Origin of the sequence: Saccharopolyspora sp. SCSIO 74807 (genome assembly GCF_037023755.1) — a bacterium.
Lineage (GTDB): Bacteria > Actinomycetota > Actinomycetes > Mycobacteriales > Pseudonocardiaceae > Saccharopolyspora_C > Saccharopolyspora_C galaxeae.
Genome location: NZ_CP146100.1, coordinates 3,732,469 through 3,751,840, shown reverse-complemented (window position 1 = coordinate 3,751,840; position 19,372 = coordinate 3,732,469). Strand labels below are relative to the sequence as shown.

Here is a 19,372-nt window from a genome sequence, read left to right as displayed (position 1 = left end):
GTTCTGCCCGCGCGTCGCTGCGCGGTTGTAGCCCGGCACCCTGGGACTCACCGGTCGATTCCGGGCATAGCAGGCTGTTCGCCGATATGCGCGGAGTCGCCGCTGCGCCAGGGCGCTTGCACGTACGAAGGTCGCCGACGCCACCGCGTCCGGCGCACGGAACGGAATGGTGCTGCGCACACGCTCCGCTGTCAAGATCCACTGTGGATCGCCCGAAATGCGCAGCGGATCAGCTGCGCAAAGTAGTAAAACTCGCAGATCAGGTGTGGTCCAATGCCCGGATCGCCACCGAGCCCGCAGGTCACCGCACGATCAGCACCCTCGGTGCGGGATTTCCCTATCGCCGAGCGGGAATCCGGAGGCGCCGCGGAACCAGGCACTGCGTCCGATTCCGGACGCCCCCGGAAATCTCCCGGAAACGAGAATTCATCCGGCGAAGCAGTGCCGCCGCCGGAACGTTACGAGCGCTCGAACCGGCCGCCCCGGATGCCGCCCAGGAACGACGACCACGCCGAGGGGCTGACGAGCAGGTAGCCGCCGTCGGGGTCCTTGGAGTCGCGGGCGGCGACGGAGTGGTCGATGGGGGCGATCTCGACGCAGGTGCGGTCGGCCTTGCTATAGCTGCTCTTTTGCCACCCGGGATGAGCCACCTCGACGCAGGTGCGGGTGCCACTGCTGTAACTGCTCTTTCGCCATTGCGAGTCATTCGGCTGCAAGGTTTCCTCCTACCACATGCTGCTGATACCACCGGTCGGCGGTGTGTTTGACGGCCTCGGCCGACTCATCCGGCCCTAGCGCAATCTTGCGCAATTGGCGCAAAACTTCCGCCGCATCAGCAACGATATTGGCCTCTTCGACATATGACGAGGATCCGATGTTCTCGCACAGCACGAGGTCGGCGTGCTCAGCGAACTCCAGACGGGAGAACGGCCCGTCCAGACCAGCGTGCGCACCGACACCGAGTTCCAGGACTTGCAGGTTGACGTTCGGCCGAGCCGCGACCGCAGCGACTCGCCTGAGCTGGTGATACATCACCTCGGCATCGCCGACCGGGCGTTCCAGCACCGTCCTCTCGATCAAGAACTCGAATTGCCGCGAACTCAGCAGCAGCGTCTGCCGTTCAACCCGCTGCTCCACCAGCGCGTCCAGATCGGCACCCGGCTGAAGAGCGGACATCGCCTCCGCCAAAGCTGCCGCATAATCCGGAGTTTGCAGCAAGCCCGGCACGAACATCGTCTCGTAGCTGCTCAACGAGATGGCCTCGCGCTCGAAGGTTTTGATCGTGTCCCAGGCGCTCGCAAGCGACTCCACATCGCCCGGCCGGACGCTCCACCAGTTGCGGTCACCGCCGTGCCGCACCAGATCCAGGACTTCCGCCCGCTCGCCGGTGGGCACGCGGTAAAGTCCCAACATCGCGGCCACGTCATCGGCGTTGAGCCCGCGGTGACCGGACTCCATCCGGCTGATCTTGCTCATCGAGAGCCCGAGCGCCTGCGAAACTTCCTGGGCGCTGAGTCCGCTGCGTTCCCGCAGCTGCCGGATCCTGCTGGCGACGCGGCGAGTCCGGACCGGAATCGCGTTGCTCTCACCCATGCTGCCCCCTTTTCCTCGATCTCCGGGGACAGCTTCACGAGTTCCCAGCTTGGCAAGCTAGGGAGATCACTCGAAAGGAGCGTTGCGTGCCGCCGCGGGAACTCCGGAAAGTGCGGCACACCAACGAAAACCGGCTTTCGGGAGGCACGAGTGGCAACCTGGCAGACCCCCGCCGACGATCCGGCCGCGGCGATCACGATCGAACTCCACCCGCGCAGAATCACCCTCACCCAGGGCGAAACCGAACTGGTCGTCACCCAGAACCAGCTCTCGGACATCGCCGACAAGCTCTACTTCCTGGACCTGACCTTCCAGAACGACGCCGAAACCATCGTCGACGTCCTCTGCTCCCCCTGACCCCACCCGAACACGAGCGAACGGACCGTTCGTCCCAATAGATTGGTCGAACGGTCCGTTCACTCCTGGAGAACGCGCTTCAGGAGTCGAGCAGGTGGGTCAGTTCGTCGCGGACTCGGCGGGACGCCGTGCGGAGGTCGTTGACGGCGGGGCCGTGGCGCAGGACGTCGCGGGACGTGGCGGGCAGGACCGACGGCAGGGCTGAGCCGAACGTCGAGCGCAAACTTTGGACGGTCGCGCCCTGCGCGCCCAGTCCCGGAGCGAGGATCGGGCCGTTGAGGCGGGAGAAGTCCAGCTCGCCGGGGCGGATCGTGGCACCGGCGACGACTCCGACGTAACCGTACGGCTCGGACCCCGCGTTGTTCTCCGCCGCGGCATCCACAATGGACTGACCGACCGACCGGCCGTCCTCGCCGGTGGAGCGCTGCAAACCGGCACCCTCCGGATTGGACGTCCGGCTCAGCACGAACACGCCGCGCCCGGTCTGCTCCGCGATGCCGAAAGCCGGTGCCAGCGAACCGAAACCGAGGTACGGCGAGACGGTCATCGCGTCCGCGGCCAGCGGCGAGTGCTCGTCCAGATAAGCGTTCGCGTAGGCCGTCATCGTGGTCCCGATGTCGCCGCGCTTGACGTCCAGCAGCACCAGCGCACCGGCATCGCGGGCGTGCGCGACGACCTTCTCCAGCACGGCCATGCCCGCCGAGCCGTAGATCTCGAAGAACGCCGCCTGCGGTTTCAACACCGCGACCTCACCGGCCAGCGCCTCCACCGCGGTCATCGCGAACCGCTCCAACGCCCCCGGACTCTCGTCCAGGCCCCACGAATTCAGCAGCGCCGGGTGCGGGTCGATGCCCACGCACAACGCACCGCGCGCGGCGATGGAATCCGTCAGCCGCTGCCCGAAACCTGCCCGGACGGTCGTCATCGAGCTTCACCACCTTGGCGCAGAGCCGCCTGCAACGCCTGCAACGGCCGCACGCCGATGCTGCCCCGAATGCTCGCTTCGATGCCCTGCACCGCGGCGGCCGCGCCCTGCACCGTAGTGATGCACGGGATGTCGCGCGACACCGCGGCGGTCCGGATTTCGTAGCCGTCGACTCGCGGACCGGGGTTGCCGTACGGGGTGTTCACCACCATGTCCACCTCGCCGGAGCGGATCAGGTCGATCACGTCCCGGTCGCCGTCCACAGTGGCCTCGTTGTGCTTGCGCACGTTCTGGACCTCGATCCCGTTGCGGCGCAGCACTTCCGCGGTCCCGCTGGTGGCCAGGATCTGGAACCCGAGGTCGGCCAGCCGCTTGACGGGGAACACCATCGAGCGCTTGTCCTTGTTGGCCACCGACACGAACGCGGTGCCGGACATCGGCAGCGACCCGTAGGCACCGGTCTGGGACTTCGCGAACGCCTGCCCGAAGGAGACGTCGATGCCCATGACCTCACCGGTCGACTTCATCTCCGGGCCCAGCAAGGAATCCACGCCGTGGCCTTCGGGAGTGCGGAACCGGTGGAACGGCAGCACAGCTTCCTTGACCGCCACCGGCGCGTCGATCGGCAAGTCCCCGCCGTCGCCGACCGGCGGCAGAACCCCTTCGGTGCGCAGTCCGGCGATGGTGGCGCCGAGCATGATCCGCGATGCGGCCTTGGCCAGCGGCGCCGCGGTCGCCTTGGACACGAACGGCACCGTCCGCGAAGCGCGCGGGTTGGCCTCCAGCACGTAGAGCACGTCGTCCTTGAGCGCGTACTGCACGTTCAGCAGGCCGCGCACCCCGATGCCGTGCGCGAGGGCCTTCGTGGACTCCCGCACCTTCTCGATGTCCTGACGTCCCAACGTGATCGGCGGCAGCGCGCACGCCGAGTCGCCGGAGTGGATACCGGCCTCCTCGATGTGCTCCATCACGCCGCCCAGGTAGACCTCGTCGCCGTCGCACAGCGCGTCCACATCGATCTCGATGGCGTCGTCGAGGAAGTTGTCCACCAGCACCGGGTGTTCCGGAGTGACCTCGGTGGCCCGGGCGATGTAGTTCTCCAGCGAGGTCTCGTCGTAGACGATCTCCATCCCGCGGCCGCCGAGCACGTAGGACGGACGAACCAGCACCGGGTAGCCGATCTCGTCGGCGATCCGCCGCGCGGCGTCGAACGAGGTGGCCATGCCGTACTTCGGCGCGGGCAGCCCGGCCTTGCCCAGCACGTCGCCGAACGCGCCGCGCTCCTCGGCCAGGTGGATCGCCTCCGGCGGCGTGCCCACGATCGGCACGCCCGCATCGGAAAGCCGCTGCGCCAGGCCCAGCGGAGTCTGCCCGCCCAGCTGCACGATCACGCCCGCGACCTCTCCGGAAGCCTGCTCGGAGTAGACGACCTCCAGCACGTCCTCGAACGTCAGCGGCTCGAAGTAGAGCCGGTCCGCGGTGTCGTAGTCGGTGGAGACCGTCTCCGGGTTGCAGTTGACCATCACGGTCTCGAACCCGGCCTCGCGCAACGCCATCGCCGCGTGCACGCAGGAGTAGTCGAACTCGATGCCCTGCCCGATCCGGTTCGGACCGGAGCCGAGGATGATCACCTTCGGCTTCGCGCGCTGCTGCTCGACCTCCGACTCGGCGCCGGGATCCAGCTCGTAGGCCGAGTAGTGGTACGGCGTGCGGGCGGCGAACTCGGCCGCGCAGGTGTCGACGGTCTTGTAGACCGGGCGCACCCCGAGGCGGTGCCGCAGCGCGCGCACCCCGTCCTCACCGACCAATTCCGGCCGCAGCGCGGCGATCTGCCGGTCCGAGAGCCCGGAACGCTTGGCTTCCCGGAGCAGATCGCTGTCCACCACCGGCGAATCCACCAGCGCGGTGCGCAATTCCACCAGCGCGGCGATCTGGTCGATGAACCACGGGTCGATCGCGGAAGCGTCGTGCACCTGCTGCACGCTCGCACCCAGCCGCAGCGCGCGCTCCACCGTGTACAACCGGCCGTCGTGCCCGGTGCGCAGCTCGTCCAGAGTGGACTCCAGCGTGGCGCCGTCCGGGTCCGGCTTGGTCCAGAACCCGACCCGCGCGGTCTCCATCGACCGCAGCGCCTTGCCCAGCGCCTCCGGGAAACTGCGGCCCAGCGACATCGCCTCGCCGACGCTCTTCATCGTCGTGGTCAGCGCCGGGTCCGCACCCGGGAACTTCTCGAACGCGAACCGCGGCACCTTGACCACCACGTAGTCCAAAGTGGGCTCGAAGCTCGCCGGGGTCTCGCCGGTGATGTCGTTGCGGATCTCGTCGAGCGAGTAGCCGATCGCCAGCTTCGCCGCGATCTTCGCGATCGGGAAACCGGTGGCCTTCGACGCCAGCGCCGAGGACCGCGACACCCGCGGGTTCATCTCGATGACCACCATCCGCCCGGTGCGCGGGTGGATCGCGAACTGGATGTTGCAGCCGCCGGTGTCCACCCCGACCTCGCGCAGCACGTCGATGCCGACGTTGCGCATGTGCTGGTATTCCCGGTCGGTCAGCGTCATCGCCGGGGCGACCGTCACCGAATCCCCGGTGTGCACGCCCATCGGATCGACGTTCTCGATGGAGCACACGACCACCACGTTGTCCGCGTGGTCGCGCATCAGCTCGAGCTCGTACTCCTTCCAGCCGAGCACGCTCTCCTCGATCAGGACCTCGTGCACGGGCGACTCCGTCAGCCCGAACGATGCCATCCGCTCCAGGTCCTCGTGGGTGTGCGCCATGCCCGAACCGAGCCCGCCCATGGTGAAGCTCGGCCGGATCACCACCGGCAGGCTGTGCTCGGCGACGAAGTCGCGGATCTCGTCCATCGACTTGCACACCTTGGATTCCGGCACCTCACCGCCGACCGAGCGCACGATGTCCTTGAACCGCTGCCGGTCCTCACCGCGCTCGATCGCCTCGATGTCCGCGCCGATCAGCTCCACGCCGTACTTCTTCAACACCCCGCGCGCATCCAGCGCCATCGCGGTGTTCAACGCGGTCTGCCCGCCGAGGGTCGCCAGCAGCGCGTCCGGCCGCTCGGCCTCGATCACCTTCTCCACGAACTCCGGGGTGATCGGCTCCACGTAGGTCGCGTCCGCGAACTCCGGGTCGGTCATGATCGTCGCCGGGTTGGAGTTGACCAGGCTGACCCGCAGCCCCTCCTCACGCAGCACCCGGCAAGCCTGCGTCCCGGAGTAGTCGAACTCGCACGCCTGCCCGATCACGATCGGCCCCGACCCGATCACCATCACGTGCCGGATATCAGTGCGCTTGGACATCAGCGGGCCTCGCTCATCATGCTCGTGAACTGGTCGAACAGGGGCGCGGCGTCGTGCGGTCCGGCCGCGGCCTCCGGGTGGTACTGGACGCTGAACGCGGGGCCGTCGAGCAGCCGCAGGCCCTCGACGGTGCCGTCGTTCGGGCAGTAGTGGCTGATCTTGGCGGTGCCGAAGTCGGTGCCGAACCGCTCGTCCGCCTCGCCCTCGACGGCGAAACCGTGGTTCTGCGCGGTGATCGCGACCTTGCCGGTGTCCACATCGATCACCGGGATGTTGATCCCGCGGTGGCCGTAGCGCATCTTGAAGGTCCCGCGGCCCAACGCGCGGCCCAAGAGCTGGTTGCCGAAGCAGATGCCGAACAGCGGAATCTTGCGGCCCAGCACTTCGCGGGTGAGTTCCACGCCGTGCTCGGCGGTGGCCGGGTCGCCGGGGCCGTTGGACAGGAACACGCCGTCCGGTTCGACCGCCAGCAGATCGTCCACAGTGGAGGACAGCGGCAGCACGTGCACCTCGATGCCGCGCTGAGACATCATCCGCGGCGTGTTCGACTTGATGCCCAAGTCCAGCGCCGCGACGGTGAACCGCTTCTCGCCCTGCGCGGGCACCACGTAGGACTTGCCCGTGGTCACGTCACCGGCCAGGTCCGCACCGGACATCGGCGCGGACGAGGCGACCTGCTCCACCAGCTCCTCGTCCGGGCGCAGGCCCGCACCGGAGAAGATCCCGGCCCGCATCGCCCCGCGCTCGCGCAGGTGCCGGGTCACCGTGCGGGTGTCTAGGCCCGCGATGCCGACGATGCCCTGCCTCGTCAGCTCGTCGTCCAGCGAACGGCGGGAGCGCCAGTTCGACGGGTTCCGGGCGGGATCCCGCACCGCGTAACCGGCGACCCAGATCCGCTGCGATTCGTCGTCCTCGTCGTTCCAGCCGGTGTTGCCGATCTGCGGCGCGGTCTGCACCACGATCTGGCGGTGGTAGGAGGGGTCGGTCAGCGTCTCCTGATACCCGGTCATGCCGGTGGAGAACACCGCCTCGCCCAACGTGCGGCCTTCGCTGCCGTAGGCGGTACCGCGGAAGATCCGCCCGTCCTCGAGCACCAGGGCCGCCGGAGTGTGCGCGCTCATGTGAGTCCTTCCGGGTTGTCGTCACGTCCTGCGGCAGGCGCCAGTGCCCGCACCGCCTTCGCCCACTCGTCCTGAGTGGACTCGTCGTCCGCGCGGAAACCGGTGTCGATCGCCTGGTCCCCCAGTCGCCAGGTGAACACCAGCATTCCCTTGCCCGGCACGACCTTGTTCGCCAGCTTGTGATCCACCCGGGCGTCCACGACCGACTCCGCGGGGATCCACATCGGACTCGCGCCGTCGCGCTCCAGGAGCACGCCGGAGCCGCGCAAGCTCGCGACGGCGTTCGCGCGGTGACCGATGTCGCCGACGGCGATCCGGTCCTGCCAATCCTCGGCTCTCGTGCTGCCCACGTAGAAACCGCTGATGGACTCCCGGATCTCCGATTCGTCCGCCAGATCGGCGGGAACCGCGGGGAACTCCGGCAGGTCCGCCTGCCGCCGCGCCCGGTTCACCCATCCCCGGCGCATCCCGTAGAAGACCAGCGCCACCAGCAACAGCAGCACCAGCACCCACAACGTCCGCGCCATCAGCGCCTCACCTTGCCCTCGAGCGCGGTCACCTTGCCGCGCAACACCGTCGCCAGCACCCGGCCCGGCAACTCCATGCCTTCGAACGGAGTGTTCGCCGCGGCGCTGGCCAGCTCCGCACCGCGCACCGTCCAGCGGTCCTGCTCGGCCACCAGCGCCAGGTTCGCCTGCTCGCCCACCTCGATCGGTCTGCCCTGCTCGGCCAGCCCGGCGATCTCGGCGGGCCGCTCGCTGAGCACCCGCGCCACACCGCGCCAATCCAGCGCGCCCGGCTCGACCATCGTGCGCACCAGCACGCCCAGCGCCGTCTGCAGCCCGAGCATCCCCGGCCGCGCGGCCGACCACTCGCAATCCTTGTCCTGCGCGGCGTGCGGGGCGTGGTCGGTGGCCACGCAGTCGACCGTTCCCTCGGCCAGCGCCTCGCGCAGCGCGCGCACGTCGTCGTCGGTGCGCAGCGGCGGGTTCACCTTGTTGACCGGATCGTAGGTGGCCAGCAGGTCGTCGGTGAGCAGCAGGTGGTGCGGAGTGACCTCCGCGGAAACCCGCCCGGCCGCGCCGCGGGACTTCCACCAGCGCAGGATCTCCGCGGTGCCCGCGGTCGAGACGTGGCAGACGTGCAACGCGCCGCCGGTGTGCCCGGCCAGCAGGCAGTCCCGGGCGACGATCGACTCCTCGGCCGTCGCGGGCCAACCGGACAGGCCCAGCCGCGCCGCGTTCGCGCCCTCGTGCGCCTGCGCGCCCACGGTGAGCCGCGGCTCCTCGGCGTGCTGGGCCACCACCGCGCCCAGCGCCTTCGTGTACTCCAGCGCGCGGCGCATCACCAGCGGGTCGTGCACGCACTTGCCGTCGTCGGAGAACACCCGCACCTCGGCGTCCGAACGCGCCATCGCGCCCAGCTCGGCCAGCTGCTCACCGGCCAGCCCCTGCGTCACCGCGCCCACCGGGTGCACGTCGACCAGGCCGATCTCGTCGCCGCGGCGCCGGACGTGCTCCACGATCACCGCGTTGTCCGCGACCGGGTCGGTGTTGGCCATCGCGAAAACCGCCGTGTAGCCGCCCAGGGCGGCCGCTGCGGAGCCGGTCTCGACGGTCTCGGCGTCCTCCCGGCCCGGTTCGCGCAGATGCGTGTGCAGGTCCACGAAGCCCGGCAGCAGCACGGCTCCACCGGCGCGCACCACCTCGTCGGCATCGGCGGTCAGGTCCGCGCCGATCTCGGCGATGCGCTCGCCGTCGACGAGCACGTCCACCGGCTCGCCCTCGCCGTAGGGGCGGGTTTCCTTGATCAGCACCCGGCTCATGCCGCGATCTCCTCTCCGGCCAGCAGGTGGTAGAGCACCGCCATGCGCACGTGCACCCCGTTGCGGACCTGCTCGGTGATGGCCGCCCGCGGTGAATCCGCGACCGCCGGGGCGATCTCCATGCCGCGCAGCATCGGGCCGGGGTGCAGCACCACGGCGTGCTCCGGCAGCTTCGCCAGCCGCTTCTCGTTCAGGCCGTAGGCGATCGAGTACTCCCGCGCCGACGGGAAGAACCCGCCGTGCATCCGCTCGGCCTGCACCCGCAGCAGCATCACCGCGTCCAGCCCGGGAAGTTCCGGGTCGAGCTCGTGGCGGACCTCGGCGCCCCAGTGCTCGATCCCGTGCGGCACCAGCGTCGGCGGCGCCACCAGCACCACCTGCGCGCCCAAGGTGCGCAGCAAGTGCACGTTCGAGCGCGCGACCCGGCTGTGCAGCAGGTCGCCGACCACGGCGATCCGGCGCCCCGCCAGCTCACCCAGCCGCTCCCGCAGCGTCGCGGCGTCCAGCAGGGCCTGGGTCGGGTGCTCGTGCATCCCGTCGCCGGCGTTGACGATCTGCGTGCCCGCTTCGTCGAGCCAGCCCGCGAGCCGGTGCGCCGCCCCGGAAGCCGGGTGCCGCACGATCACGCAGTCCGCGCCCGCGGCAGAGAGCGTCAGCGCGGTGTCGCGCAACGACTCGCCCTTGCCCACCGACGAGGCCGAGGCCGACACGTTGATCACGTCGGCGCTCATCCACTTGCCCGCGACCTCGAACGACACCCGCGTGCGCGTGGAGTTCTCGTAGAACATCGTCATCACGGTGCGCCCGCGCAGCGTCGGCAACTTGCGCACCTCGCGGCCCAGCAAGGTCTGCTTGAGCGTGTCCGCGGTGTCCAGGATCGTCGTCGCGGTCTGCGGGTCCAGGCCCTCGGTCGTCAGCAGGTGCCGCATCACCGCACCTCCTCGCTGCGCCGCAGCACCACCGAGTCGACGTCGTCGACCTCGGAGAGCCGGACCGCGACCTCCTCGCTGCGGGAGGTCGGCACGTTCTTGCCGACGTAGTCCGCGCGGATCGGCAACTCCCGATGCCCGCGGTCGACCAGCACCGCGAGCTGCACCGCGCGCGGCCGTCCCTGATCGCGCAGGGCGTCGAGCGCGGCCCGCACGGTGCGGCCGGAGAACAGCACGTCGTCGACGAGCACGACCTGCGCGCCATCGATGCCCGCAGCGGGCAGGCTGCTCGGTTCCAGTGGCCGATTCGGCCGTTTGCGCAGGTCATCGCGGTAGAGCGTGATGTCCAGCGTGCCGGTTTCCACGGTCGCCCCGCTGAACTCGGCGATCCGTGCGGACAACCGCCGCGCCAGCGGCGCGCCACGAGTGGGCACGCCCAGCAGAACCACGTCGGTGCTGCCCGCGGTGTCCAACGCGGTCTTCTCGATGATCTGATGAGCGATGCGGGCTACCGTGCGCGCTACGTCACCGGCCGAGAGCAGCTCCCGCTGCCCCGCCGGATCCGCCGCGCCCGCCTGCCGGCGTGACGCCACGGGCGTGCCTCCTTCCCCGCCTCACTGGACGGGTCCTTAAAGGATGGTTCGATCCACTCCGGACGCGGTGATCGAGTATCCGGCCCTTGGTGGGAACATCGGCGCGTCCACCGAGTGCACGCCGTGCTCGGCTTGTACGCTATCAGCGTCCCGGGGTCAATCGTCCGGGTGGTGTGGGCGTACTCGCCCTGCCGCCACACGAAGACCAACTTGACCTAGTGACACTTGCGAGCGAACATTACTCTCCGTATCAATCTGAGCTTTCCTCCCCGACAACCGCGCTAGGCTGACGGGGCGAATGAAACGGAGAAACGCCACATGGGCGACTACGCCAAGGCGCTGGGCGGCAAGCTCCGCGCTATCCGCCAGCAGCAGGGTCTCTCGCTGCACGGCGTCGAGCAGAAGTCAGGCGGGCGGTGGAAGGCCGTGGTCGTCGGGTCCTACGAACGTGGCGACCGGGCGGTGACCGTGCAGAAACTCGCCGAACTGGCCGATTTCTACGGTGTTCCGGTCGCGGAACTGCTCCCGGAGGGACGGGTGCCCTCCGGTGCCGAACCGGCCACCAAGGTCGTGATCAATCTGGAGCGGTTGCAGCAACTGCCCGCGGAGAAGGTCGGGCCGCTGGCCCGGTACGCGGCGACCATCCAGAGCCAGCGCGGCGACTACAACGGCAAGGTGCTGTCCATCCGGACCGAGGACCTGCGATCCCTCGCCATCATCTACGACATGACCCCGGGCGAGCTGACCGAGCAGCTCATCGACTGGGGCGTGCTGCCGCCCGAGGCGCGACCCGCCCGGGAGGAGTGAGACCCGCAACGGTGGCCGCGGCCCCGCCTGCTCCGGGGTCGCGGTCGCCCGCGGGCGAATCGTGCGCGGCGGACGTTTCCGCGCTCGGGGCAATGGTTTTCCGAAACGCATCGAGCGGGCCACTCGCGTGGGGGCGAGCGGCCCGCTCGGCGTTCGGGAACCCGTTACGACGGCTTCATGCGCGTCCGGAGACCCTCAGTGCTGCGCGTCGGACTCGGCGCGTTCGGCTGCGGCCGCTTCGGCGGCCTCCAGGTTGCGGATCGAGGTGCGCAGCCGGTCGCTGATACCGGCGATCCGGCCGAGCACGCCGTTGACGAACCGCGGCGAGTCGTCCGTGGACAGGTCCTTCACCAGCTCCACGGACTCGTCGATGGCCACCGCCGGCGGCACGTCCTCGCTCCACAGCAGCTCGTAGAGCCCCAGCCGCAGCACCGCGCGGTCCACCGCGGGCATCCGGCCCAGCGTCCAGCCCTCGGCGTGCTCGACGAGCACCTCGTCGATGCGCCGCAGGTTCGCGGCGATGCCCTCGACCAGGGTCACCGTGTAGTCGGCGACCGGCGCGGCCTCGGGCGCGGCGAGCCGCTCGGACAGCAACGTCACCGCCTCGAGACCGCGCAGATCGGCCTCGTACAGCACGTCCACCGCCCGCTTGCGGGCCTTGCTCCGTGAGCCCAACTCACATCTCTCTTTCGGCTGTTCCCCGGGAACGGATCACTTGTTGACGCGGCCCAGGTAGCGGCCGTCGCGCGGGTCGACCTTGACCTTGTCGCCGGTGTTGAGGAACAGCGGGACGTGCACCTCGGCACCGGTCTCCAGCGTGGCGGGCTTGGTGCCACCGGTGGAGCGGTCGCCCTGCACGCCCGGGTCGGTGTGCTCGATGTTCAGCTCGACCGAAGCGGGCAGCTCCACGTACAGCGGCTCGTCGTTGTGCCGCGCCACGTTCACCTTGCTGTTCTCCAGCATGTAGTTCGCGGCCTCGCCGACGACCTTGCCCGAGACGGCGACCTGGTCGTAGGTGTCCGGGTCCATGAACACGTAGTCGGTGCCGTCGTAGTAGAGGTAGGTCATCTCGCGCCGGTCCACGTTGGCGGTGTCCACCTTCACCCCGGCGTTGAACGTCTTGTCCAGCGTCTTGCCGGAAAGCACGTTCTTCAGCGTGGTGCGCACGAAGGCGCCGCCCTTGCCCGGCTTGACGTGCTGGAAGTTCACCACCGACCAGAGCTGGCCGTCGAGGTTGAGCACGAGTCCGTTCTTGAGGTCGTTCGTGGTTGCCACGTGTCCGTTCTCTCCTGTGCTACGGGCTGCGGTTTGCTGCACCGGGCGCGGATCGGCGGCCCGGCTGCGGCCGCGCGCGCCCCGCGCTCAAACGGCGACGAGTTCCTTGGTCGTCAAGGTGAGGAGCTCCGTGGTGCTGTCCCGCACCACCAGGGTGTCCTCGATGCGGACCCCGCCACGCTCCGGCAAGTACACGCCGGGTTCGACGGTGACCGCCATCCCCGGTTGAATCGTACCGTCTCCCCGCTGGGACAACGCCGGTGCCTCATGGATCTCCAGGCCCACGCCGTGGCCGAGGCCGTGCACGAACCGCTCGCCGTAGCCCGCGTCCTCGATCACCTTGCGGGCCGCGCCGTCCACTTCGCGCACGCCTGCAGGCACGCGCACCGCGTCGCACCCGGCGGTCTGCGCGGCGCGGACGAGGTCGTAGACCTCGCGCTGCCAGTCGGCGGGCGCGCCGAGCACGACGGTGCGGGTCATGTCCGAGTGGTAGCCGTCGACCAGGGCGCCGAAGTCCAGCTTCACGAAATCCCCCGCGGCCAGCACCGCGCCGGTCGGCCGGTGGTGCGGGACCGCGGAGTTCGCCCCTGCGGCCACGATCGTCTCGAACGACGGACCTGCCGCGCCGTGCTCCAGCATCCGCGCTTCGAGCTCGCGGGCCACCTCCAGCTCGGTGCGGCCGGGACGCAGCCCGCCGTGCTCGATCAGGTCGGCCAGCGCGCGGTCGGCCGCGGCGCAGGCCATCCGCAGCGCCTCGACCTCGCTCGCGTCTTTGATCATCCGCAGGCGTTCCACCAGCCCCGGGGCCCGGACGAGCTCGACACCGGCGGCCGACTCGGCCAGGGCGTCGCGGCCGTCGACGGTGACGTGCCCGCTCTCGAAGCCGGTGCGGCGATAGCGGGCGGGATCGCTGCCGAGGCGCTCGGCCAGCGTCCGGTCGCTGGGCCGTTCGATCACCCGCTCCAGGTCCGGCACCTGTGCGCTCGCCTGGGTGTCGTAGCGGCCGTCGGTGCTGAAGACCGTGCCGCCCTCGGCATCCGGCTCGTCCGCGGTGCGCACCACGAGCGCGGCCTGCGAGCCGGTGAAGCCGGTGAGGTACCGGATGTTGCGCAGTTCGGTGACCAGCATCGCGTCCAGGTCCTCGGCGCGGAGGAGTTCGCGCAGGGCGTGCCGGCGGCGGGGGTAGGTGTCGGACATGCGGTCAGCCTAGTTGGCAGCGGGCGAGCTGCGAGGGTGTCGGCGGGATGGCGCCGATCGCACGGCATCGGCCGAGCGCGGCGAGCGTGCGTCGCGACCAACAGGACGTCGGAGTTTCGCGGAAGTTCCGGGAAATTACTGCCGAAATCCGATTTCACCTCCTGCTCGCCGGCATTTCCGGCAACCACCCGGATGCAGACCATCGGCAATCACGTCGAAAACACCCCGGCAACACCCCTGAACCTGGGAAACTCGGTAATTTCACAGAGCGAACGTCCTGCGCACCGCACGTCTGCGTGGTCCGCACCAGATTCCCGTTCCAGCGCTCGACGCGCCTCCGAAAAGAGTAGCGAAAGGCGACGAACAGGCGGTTACGGCAGGTTGCCGACGCTTTCAGACTTGGGATCACCCGGGCTCGTTCGACAGCTCGTCGCCGGGACCGGGTCGCTGCACTCGCACCGAAGGGGCGTGCTCGGCAGAAGACGCGCATGTTCAGCGGGTCGCTGAGCACCGGCCTCGAGTCACGCACTCACTCCCCGACCGTTCCGGGGAGTTGAGGTCCGCGGCTTCGCGCGTGCGGCTCGGCGGCTCTTCCCCGACAGGGTCGTCCGGCCGCCGCGCGGAACCGCGGGTTCAGCGCAGGACGCACATGGGGGCGGGAGCCCCATGCGCGCGCTGGTCGAGCTCGGCCACCGTCGAACCGTTGGCCCCGGCGGTGGCCGGGCCGGCCGGATCCGTTCCTGCGGCCGTCGGCTTCAGTCGTCCAATTCGTCCACTTCGGATACTCCGACTCCCGTTGAGCGAATTCCCGTGGGCGCCGGATTCGCCGTCGTGGCCCGCAGAAGTTCGATGGGAACCGTCCCGCGAGAGTCCACTTCGGACACCGGGGCGTGGCCGTCAGCGGCACGCACCAGTCCGGGTCCCTCCTGCCACGGCCCCGGCAGGACCACCGGTTCGTAGGGGTGGCGGGTGAAACCGCGGTCCCAGAAAGTGATCGTCGTGCCCTCGGCGGTCTGGTGGGCGATGGCGAACGCCTGCAGGGCATCCACCCACATCCAGTCCGCGCTGAACGCGTCCACAACCGAACGCCCGCGGATCCGCGGATCCGGCCCGACCGGCTCGAAACCGGATTGGGTCAGGGCCTGCACCCGGTCGGTGAACGCGGGATCGCGGGCGCGCTGCACGAACTGGCCCGCGCCGTTCCACCCCGCGCCCGCCGCAGTGGTGTCGGTGAACATCAGGTAGAACCAGCCGTCCAGGTACAGCGCGGAAGGCTGGCCCGCGCCGTAGTCGTTGCTCCGGCGCACCGCCGCGGAGGGCGTCACGATCGGCTCGCCGGCCGCCTCCCGGCGCCACGCCAGCCCGTCCGGGCCGGACGCCACGCCGATCGCGTTGCCGTGCGCGTGATCCCCTGCCGCGCCGGTGTAGTACAGGTAGTACCGGTCGCCGGTTTTGAGCACCGACGGATCGCACGTGTGCATCGCGTCGAAACCGCCCGGACGGCCGTTGAACACCGGGACCGCCGATGCGCCGCCCGCAGTCGCGAAATCGCCGCGGAGGTCGTCGGACTCGGCGTGCAGCACGTCGTCGCCGTCCGGGCCGATCCCCGGGAGTTGGCTGCACCACCAGGCACGGTAGCGACCCGCCTCGGCCAGCACGGTCGGGCCGTAGTCGTACGGCGCGGCGGATCCGCCGGAGGCCACCACCGACTCGCTCCGCCACTGCTCCGCGACGTGCAAGCGGGTCGTGGTGGGCGCCGGTTCGGCAGGGGACCCGGGTGCGGGCCGCAACGAGGACGCGGGGGCTGTGGCGCAGGCGGTGCTCAGCGCGAGCACCGCGGCCAGGGGTAACCACCTGCCGGCGGACTCGGACCGACGGGAGCGTGGCGGCATGCCCGGCGAAGACCTTCCCCTCGGTTCCCCGAAACGCTCGGGGACGGTCCTTGCGGACAGGACCCGCGATCAGTCTAGCGGGACGCGGGCAGCGGTTCGCCGTGTTCGCCCGGAGCTCACGCCTCGGCGGTGTTCTCCTCGGCGAGCCAACGCAGTGCCAGCAGGTAGCCGCGCACGCCCAGCCCGACGATGACGCCGGCGGCGATGTCCGACAGGTAGCTGTGCGCGCGGAACGGCTCCCGCTTGTGCACGTTGGAAATGTGCACCTCCAGCAGCGAGGCCGTGAGCTGCGCAGCGGCGTCCCGCACCGCGATCGAGTAGTGCGTCCACGCGCCCGCGTTGAGCACCACGGGGGCGCCGAGGTCGGCGGCCTCGTGCAGCCAGCCGACCATCTCGCCTTCATGATCGGTCTGCCGGACCTCCGCCTCGATGCCGAGTTCGCGGCCGGTCCGCTCGCACATCGAAACCAAATCCGCGTAGGTGGTGGCGCCGTAGACCGATGGCTCCCGGGAACCGAGCCGGCCCAGGTTGGGGCCGTTGAGCACCAGCACCTTCACAGGAACACCGCCGAACCCGCCTGCTTGCGCTCCTCACCGGTAAGCGCCGAATAGGCCGCCGCGACCAGCGACGGGTCCGGGCCCTCCAACCGGCCAGGACGGGCCAGGCCGTCGAGCACGACGAACCGCAGCACGCCGGAGCGGGTCTTCTTGTCGACCTGCATCGCTTCCAGCAGCTGGCTCAGCGCGTCCGGGTCGTAGGAGGTGGGCAGGTTCAGCAGCGCCAGGACCCGCTTGTGCCGGTCGGCGGTCTCGTCGTCGAGCCGACCGGCCAGCCGGGCGAGTTCGGCTGCGAAGACCAGGCCCACGCTGACCGCGGCGCCGTGCCGCCAGCGGTAGCGCTCCCGCCGTTCGATGGCGTGCGCCAAGGTGTGCCCGTAGTTGAGCACTTCGCGCTGGTGGGACTCGCGCAGGTCGGCGGAGACCACGTCCGCCTTCACCTGGATCGCCCGGCGGATCAGCTCTCCGAGGACCTCGCCGGCGGGGTCGACCGCCGCTTCGGGATCCTGCTCGATCAGCTCCAGGATCCGCGGGTCGGCGATGAAGCCGCACTTGACGATCTCGGCCATGCCCGCGACCAGTTCGTTGCTCGGCAGGCTCTCCAGCGTGGCCAGGTCGACCAGCACCGCCATCGGCTCGTGGAACAGGCCGACCAGGTTCTTGCCGGCCTCGGTGTTGATGCCGGTCTTGCCGCCGACCGCCGCGTCGACCATGCCCAGCAGCGTCGTCGGCACGTGCAGAACCCGGACGCCGCGCATCCAGGTCGCCGCGATGAACCCGGCCACGTCGGTGACCGCGCCGCCGCCGAAGGACACCACCACGCCGCCGCGGTCCATGCCGATCTTGCCCAGGACCTCCCAGCAGAACCCGGCCACCGCGAGGCTCTTGCCCTCCTCGGCATCCGGGACCTCCACGCGGTGCGCGTCGATGCCGTCGGCGGCCAGTTCCTCGCGCACAGATTCCACGGTGTTGGTGATGCTGGGCTGGTGCACCAGCGCCACCACCGACGTACCGTGCAGCAGTTCGACCAGGTCACCGAGCAGACCGCGGCCGAGCACCACGTCGTAGGGCCGCTCGGATTCGACCCTGATCCGCGCCGGTTCGGGCATCGTCTCCACTCATCCCCTGTTCATGATTCGGCCGGGGCGACGAACGCCCCGGAACGCCTAGGGGCGATTATTCACGTTCGATCCGGGCCCGCGGGGCTGGGCTCGCGGGATCCGACCCGCGGGCCGCGGCGAGCTGTTCGTCGACGAGTTCGGCCAGCCGCCACGGCTCGATGCCGTCGGTGGGCTGCTCGACGAGAGCCACCTCCCGGTACAGCGGCAGGCGGGCTTCCAGCAGCGCCTTGAACATCGCGCGCGGGTTCACCCCGACCAGCAGCGGCCGGGAACCCGCGGCCAGACCCGCGCGACGGGCGCCTTCGGCCAGCCCGACCGACAGGAAAACCACCGGATGCCCGGCGAGCAGCTCGCGGGTGCGGTCGGACAGCACCGCACCGCCGCCGAGGGACAGCACGCCGTCGTGCGCGCCGACCGCGGCGGCCACCGCCCGCTCCTCCAGCTCGCGGAAGGCGTCCTCGCCGTCCGCGGTGAAGATCTCGGGAATCGGCTTGCCCGCCAGCTCCACGATGTCGTCGTCGACGTCCCGGAACGGCACGCCGAAACGTTCGGCGAGCAGTTTGCCCACGGTCGTCTTGCCCGATCCGGGCGGGCCGACCACCACTGCGCGGGGCGGCATCAGCGCACCTGCCGCTTCTCGGCGCGCTCGGCCAGCGCCGCCAAGTACCCCTCGGCATTGCGGCGGGTCTCCGGCAGCGAGTCACCACCGAACTTCTCCAGCACCGCCTCGGCCAGCACCAGGGCGACCATCGTCTCGGCGACCACGGCCGCTCGCGGCACCGCGGTGATGTCGGAGCGCTGGTGCATCGCCTGCGCCGGCTCACCGGTGGCCACGTCGACGGTCGCCAGCGCGCGCGGCAGGCTGGAGATGGGCTTCTTCGCCGCCCGCACCACCAGCGGCTCGCCGTTGGTGATGCCGCCTTCGAGCCCGCCTGCGCGGTTGCTGCCGCGGCTGACCCAGCGAGCCCCCTCGGCCGGGTAGATCTCGTCGTGCGCCGCGCTGCCGCGCCGCGCCGCGTTCGCGAACGCCTCCCCGATCTCCACCCCCTTGATCGCCTGGATGCTCATCAACGCCGCGGACAGCCGGGCGTCCAGCTTGCGGTCCCAATGCACGTGCGAGCCGATGCCCGCGGGCAGGCCGTAGGCGATGACCTCCACGACGCCGCCGAGCGTGTCGCCGTCGGCCTTGGCCGCGTCGACCTCGGCCATCATCTTCTCGGTGGCCTCATCGCCGAAGGCACGCACCGGGTTGTGGTCGATCGCGTCCAGGTCGTCCGGACCGGGCATGGCCTCGCCCGCCACGCTGACCGAGCCGAGGCTGACCACGTGGCTGACGATCTCGACCCCGAGCAGCTGGCGCAGGAACCGCCGCGCGACGGTGCCGACCGCTACCCGGGACGCGGTCTCCCGGGCGCTGGCCCGCTCCAGCACCGGGCGGGACTCGTCGAAGCCGTACTTCTGCATTCCCGCCAGATCGGCGTGGCCGGGCCGGGGCCGGGTGAGCGGCTCGTTGCGGGCCAGTGAGGACAGCACGTCCTCGTCCACCGGGTCCGCGGCCATCACCTGCTCCCACTTGGGCCACTCGGTGTTGGCGATGCGGATGGCCACCGGGCCGCCCTGGGTGCGACCGTGCCGGACGCCGCCGATGATCTCCAGCTCGTCCGCCTCGAAGTTCATCCGCGGGCTGCGGCCGAAGCCGAGCTTGCGCCGCTCCAGCTCGGCGGCGATGTCGGCGGTGGTCACCTCCACTCCGGCGACCATTCCCTCCAGCACCGCGACCAGGGCGGGGCCGTGCGATTCTCCGGCAGTCATCCAGCGCATCACACCGCAAATCCTGCCACGCCGCGGCTGCCCGGGGGT

The 19,372-nt window shown here is 70.2% G+C and carries 19 protein-coding genes; 2 read left to right on the top strand and 17 right to left on the bottom strand.

Going from position 1 to position 19,372, the window contains the following annotated elements; genetic code table 11:
- Nucleotides 1-458: 458 nt before the first annotated feature.
- Together V1457_RS17295 and V1457_RS17290 are read right to left on the bottom strand one after the other, a co-directional pair.
- On the bottom strand, nucleotides 459-716 hold the full coding sequence (locus V1457_RS17295) for a DUF397 domain-containing protein (RefSeq protein ID WP_200069794.1): 258 nt from the start codon (nucleotides 714-716) through the stop codon (nucleotides 459-461).
- Complete coding sequence (locus V1457_RS17290) at nucleotides 703-1,593, bottom strand: helix-turn-helix transcriptional regulator (RefSeq protein ID WP_200069795.1); 891 nt, start codon at nucleotides 1,591-1,593, stop codon at nucleotides 703-705. The genes V1457_RS17295 and V1457_RS17290 overlap by 14 nt, the downstream gene beginning before the upstream one ends.
- A 150-nt stretch (nucleotides 1,594-1,743) precedes the next feature.
- On the opposite strand from V1457_RS17290, the gene V1457_RS17285 reads away from it, so the two are divergent.
- The gene (locus tag V1457_RS17285) at nucleotides 1,744-1,950 is read left to right on the top strand and encodes a hypothetical protein (protein ID WP_200069796.1); all 207 of its coding nucleotides are present in this window, start codon (nucleotides 1,744-1,746) and stop codon (nucleotides 1,948-1,950) included.
- Between the two features lie 79 nt (nucleotides 1,951-2,029).
- Here V1457_RS17285 and pyrF read toward each other — a convergent pair whose 3' ends face one another.
- The 7 genes from pyrF to pyrR are packed head-to-tail and all read right to left on the bottom strand — an operon-like array spanning nucleotide 2,030 to nucleotide 10,663.
- Nucleotides 2,030-2,875, bottom strand: a complete 846-nt coding sequence (gene pyrF / locus V1457_RS17280; protein WP_295147623.1) for an orotidine-5'-phosphate decarboxylase — start codon at nucleotides 2,873-2,875, stop codon at nucleotides 2,030-2,032.
- Entirely contained in the window at nucleotides 2,872-6,195 is a 3,324-nt protein-coding gene (carB, locus tag V1457_RS17275) for a carbamoyl-phosphate synthase large subunit (RefSeq protein ID WP_338595591.1), read from the bottom strand. Before carB ends, pyrF begins: the two co-directional genes overlap by 4 nt.
- Nucleotides 6,195-7,316: a glutamine-hydrolyzing carbamoyl-phosphate synthase small subunit gene (gene carA / locus V1457_RS17270; RefSeq protein WP_338595589.1), complete on the bottom strand. Its 1,122-nt coding sequence runs from the start codon at nucleotides 7,314-7,316 to the stop codon at nucleotides 6,195-6,197. Before carA ends, carB begins: the two co-directional genes overlap by 1 nt.
- Nucleotides 7,313-7,843, bottom strand: coding sequence for a transporter (locus tag V1457_RS17265; RefSeq protein ID WP_200069800.1), 531 nt, complete (start codon nucleotides 7,841-7,843; stop codon nucleotides 7,313-7,315). The genes carA and V1457_RS17265 overlap by 4 nt, the downstream gene beginning before the upstream one ends.
- Complete coding sequence (locus tag V1457_RS17260; RefSeq protein WP_338595587.1) at nucleotides 7,843-9,141, bottom strand: dihydroorotase; 1,299 nt, start codon at nucleotides 9,139-9,141, stop codon at nucleotides 7,843-7,845. The genes V1457_RS17265 and V1457_RS17260 overlap by 1 nt, the downstream gene beginning before the upstream one ends.
- A complete protein-coding gene (locus V1457_RS17255; protein ID WP_295151168.1) occupies nucleotides 9,138-10,070 on the bottom strand; it encodes an aspartate carbamoyltransferase catalytic subunit in 933 nt (310 codons plus the stop codon). The genes V1457_RS17260 and V1457_RS17255 overlap by 4 nt, the downstream gene beginning before the upstream one ends.
- Nucleotides 10,070-10,663, bottom strand: a complete 594-nt coding sequence (gene pyrR, locus V1457_RS17250) for a bifunctional pyr operon transcriptional regulator/uracil phosphoribosyltransferase PyrR (RefSeq protein ID WP_200069803.1) — start codon at nucleotides 10,661-10,663, stop codon at nucleotides 10,070-10,072. The genes V1457_RS17255 and pyrR overlap by 1 nt, the downstream gene beginning before the upstream one ends.
- Before the next feature lie 318 nt (nucleotides 10,664-10,981).
- Between pyrR and V1457_RS17245 the strand changes: the two genes are divergently transcribed.
- A complete protein-coding gene (locus tag V1457_RS17245; protein WP_009943043.1) occupies nucleotides 10,982-11,470 on the top strand; it encodes a transcriptional regulator in 489 nt (162 codons plus the stop codon).
- A 195-nt stretch (nucleotides 11,471-11,665) separates the two neighbouring features.
- On the opposite strand, the gene nusB is transcribed toward V1457_RS17245, so the two are convergent.
- The 8 genes from nusB to aroC form a co-directional block, all read right to left on the bottom strand.
- The gene (gene nusB / locus V1457_RS17240; protein WP_200069804.1) at nucleotides 11,666-12,145 is read right to left on the bottom strand and encodes a transcription antitermination factor NusB; all 480 of its coding nucleotides are present in this window, start codon (nucleotides 12,143-12,145) and stop codon (nucleotides 11,666-11,668) included.
- A 36-nt stretch (nucleotides 12,146-12,181) separates the two neighbouring features.
- Nucleotides 12,182-12,745, bottom strand: a complete 564-nt coding sequence (gene efp / locus V1457_RS17235; RefSeq protein WP_200069805.1) for an elongation factor P — start codon at nucleotides 12,743-12,745, stop codon at nucleotides 12,182-12,184.
- 87 nt (nucleotides 12,746-12,832) lie between these two features.
- Nucleotides 12,833-13,942: an aminopeptidase P family protein gene (locus V1457_RS17230; protein ID WP_338595583.1), complete on the bottom strand. Its 1,110-nt coding sequence runs from the start codon at nucleotides 13,940-13,942 to the stop codon at nucleotides 12,833-12,835.
- Between the two features lie 755 nt (nucleotides 13,943-14,697).
- Nucleotides 14,698-15,681, bottom strand: a complete 984-nt coding sequence (locus V1457_RS17225) for a beta-xylosidase (protein ID WP_338595581.1) — start codon at nucleotides 15,679-15,681, stop codon at nucleotides 14,698-14,700.
- A 269-nt stretch (nucleotides 15,682-15,950) separates the two neighbouring features.
- The gene (gene aroQ, locus V1457_RS17220) at nucleotides 15,951-16,391 is read right to left on the bottom strand and encodes a type II 3-dehydroquinate dehydratase (RefSeq protein WP_338595580.1); all 441 of its coding nucleotides are present in this window, start codon (nucleotides 16,389-16,391) and stop codon (nucleotides 15,951-15,953) included.
- Entirely contained in the window at nucleotides 16,388-17,500 is a 1,113-nt protein-coding gene (gene aroB / locus V1457_RS17215; protein WP_200069808.1) for a 3-dehydroquinate synthase, read from the bottom strand. The genes aroQ and aroB overlap by 4 nt, the downstream gene beginning before the upstream one ends.
- A gap of 67 nt (nucleotides 17,501-17,567) precedes the next feature.
- Nucleotides 17,568-18,131 carry a shikimate kinase gene (locus V1457_RS17210; RefSeq protein ID WP_200069809.1) on the bottom strand — a complete coding sequence of 188 codons (564 nt, stop codon included), beginning with the start codon at nucleotides 18,129-18,131 and terminating at the stop codon, nucleotides 17,568-17,570.
- Nucleotides 18,131-19,336: a chorismate synthase gene (gene aroC / locus V1457_RS17205; RefSeq protein WP_200069810.1), complete on the bottom strand. Its 1,206-nt coding sequence runs from the start codon at nucleotides 19,334-19,336 to the stop codon at nucleotides 18,131-18,133. Before aroC ends, V1457_RS17210 begins: the two co-directional genes overlap by 1 nt.
- Between the last annotated feature and the right edge of the window lie 36 nt (nucleotides 19,337-19,372).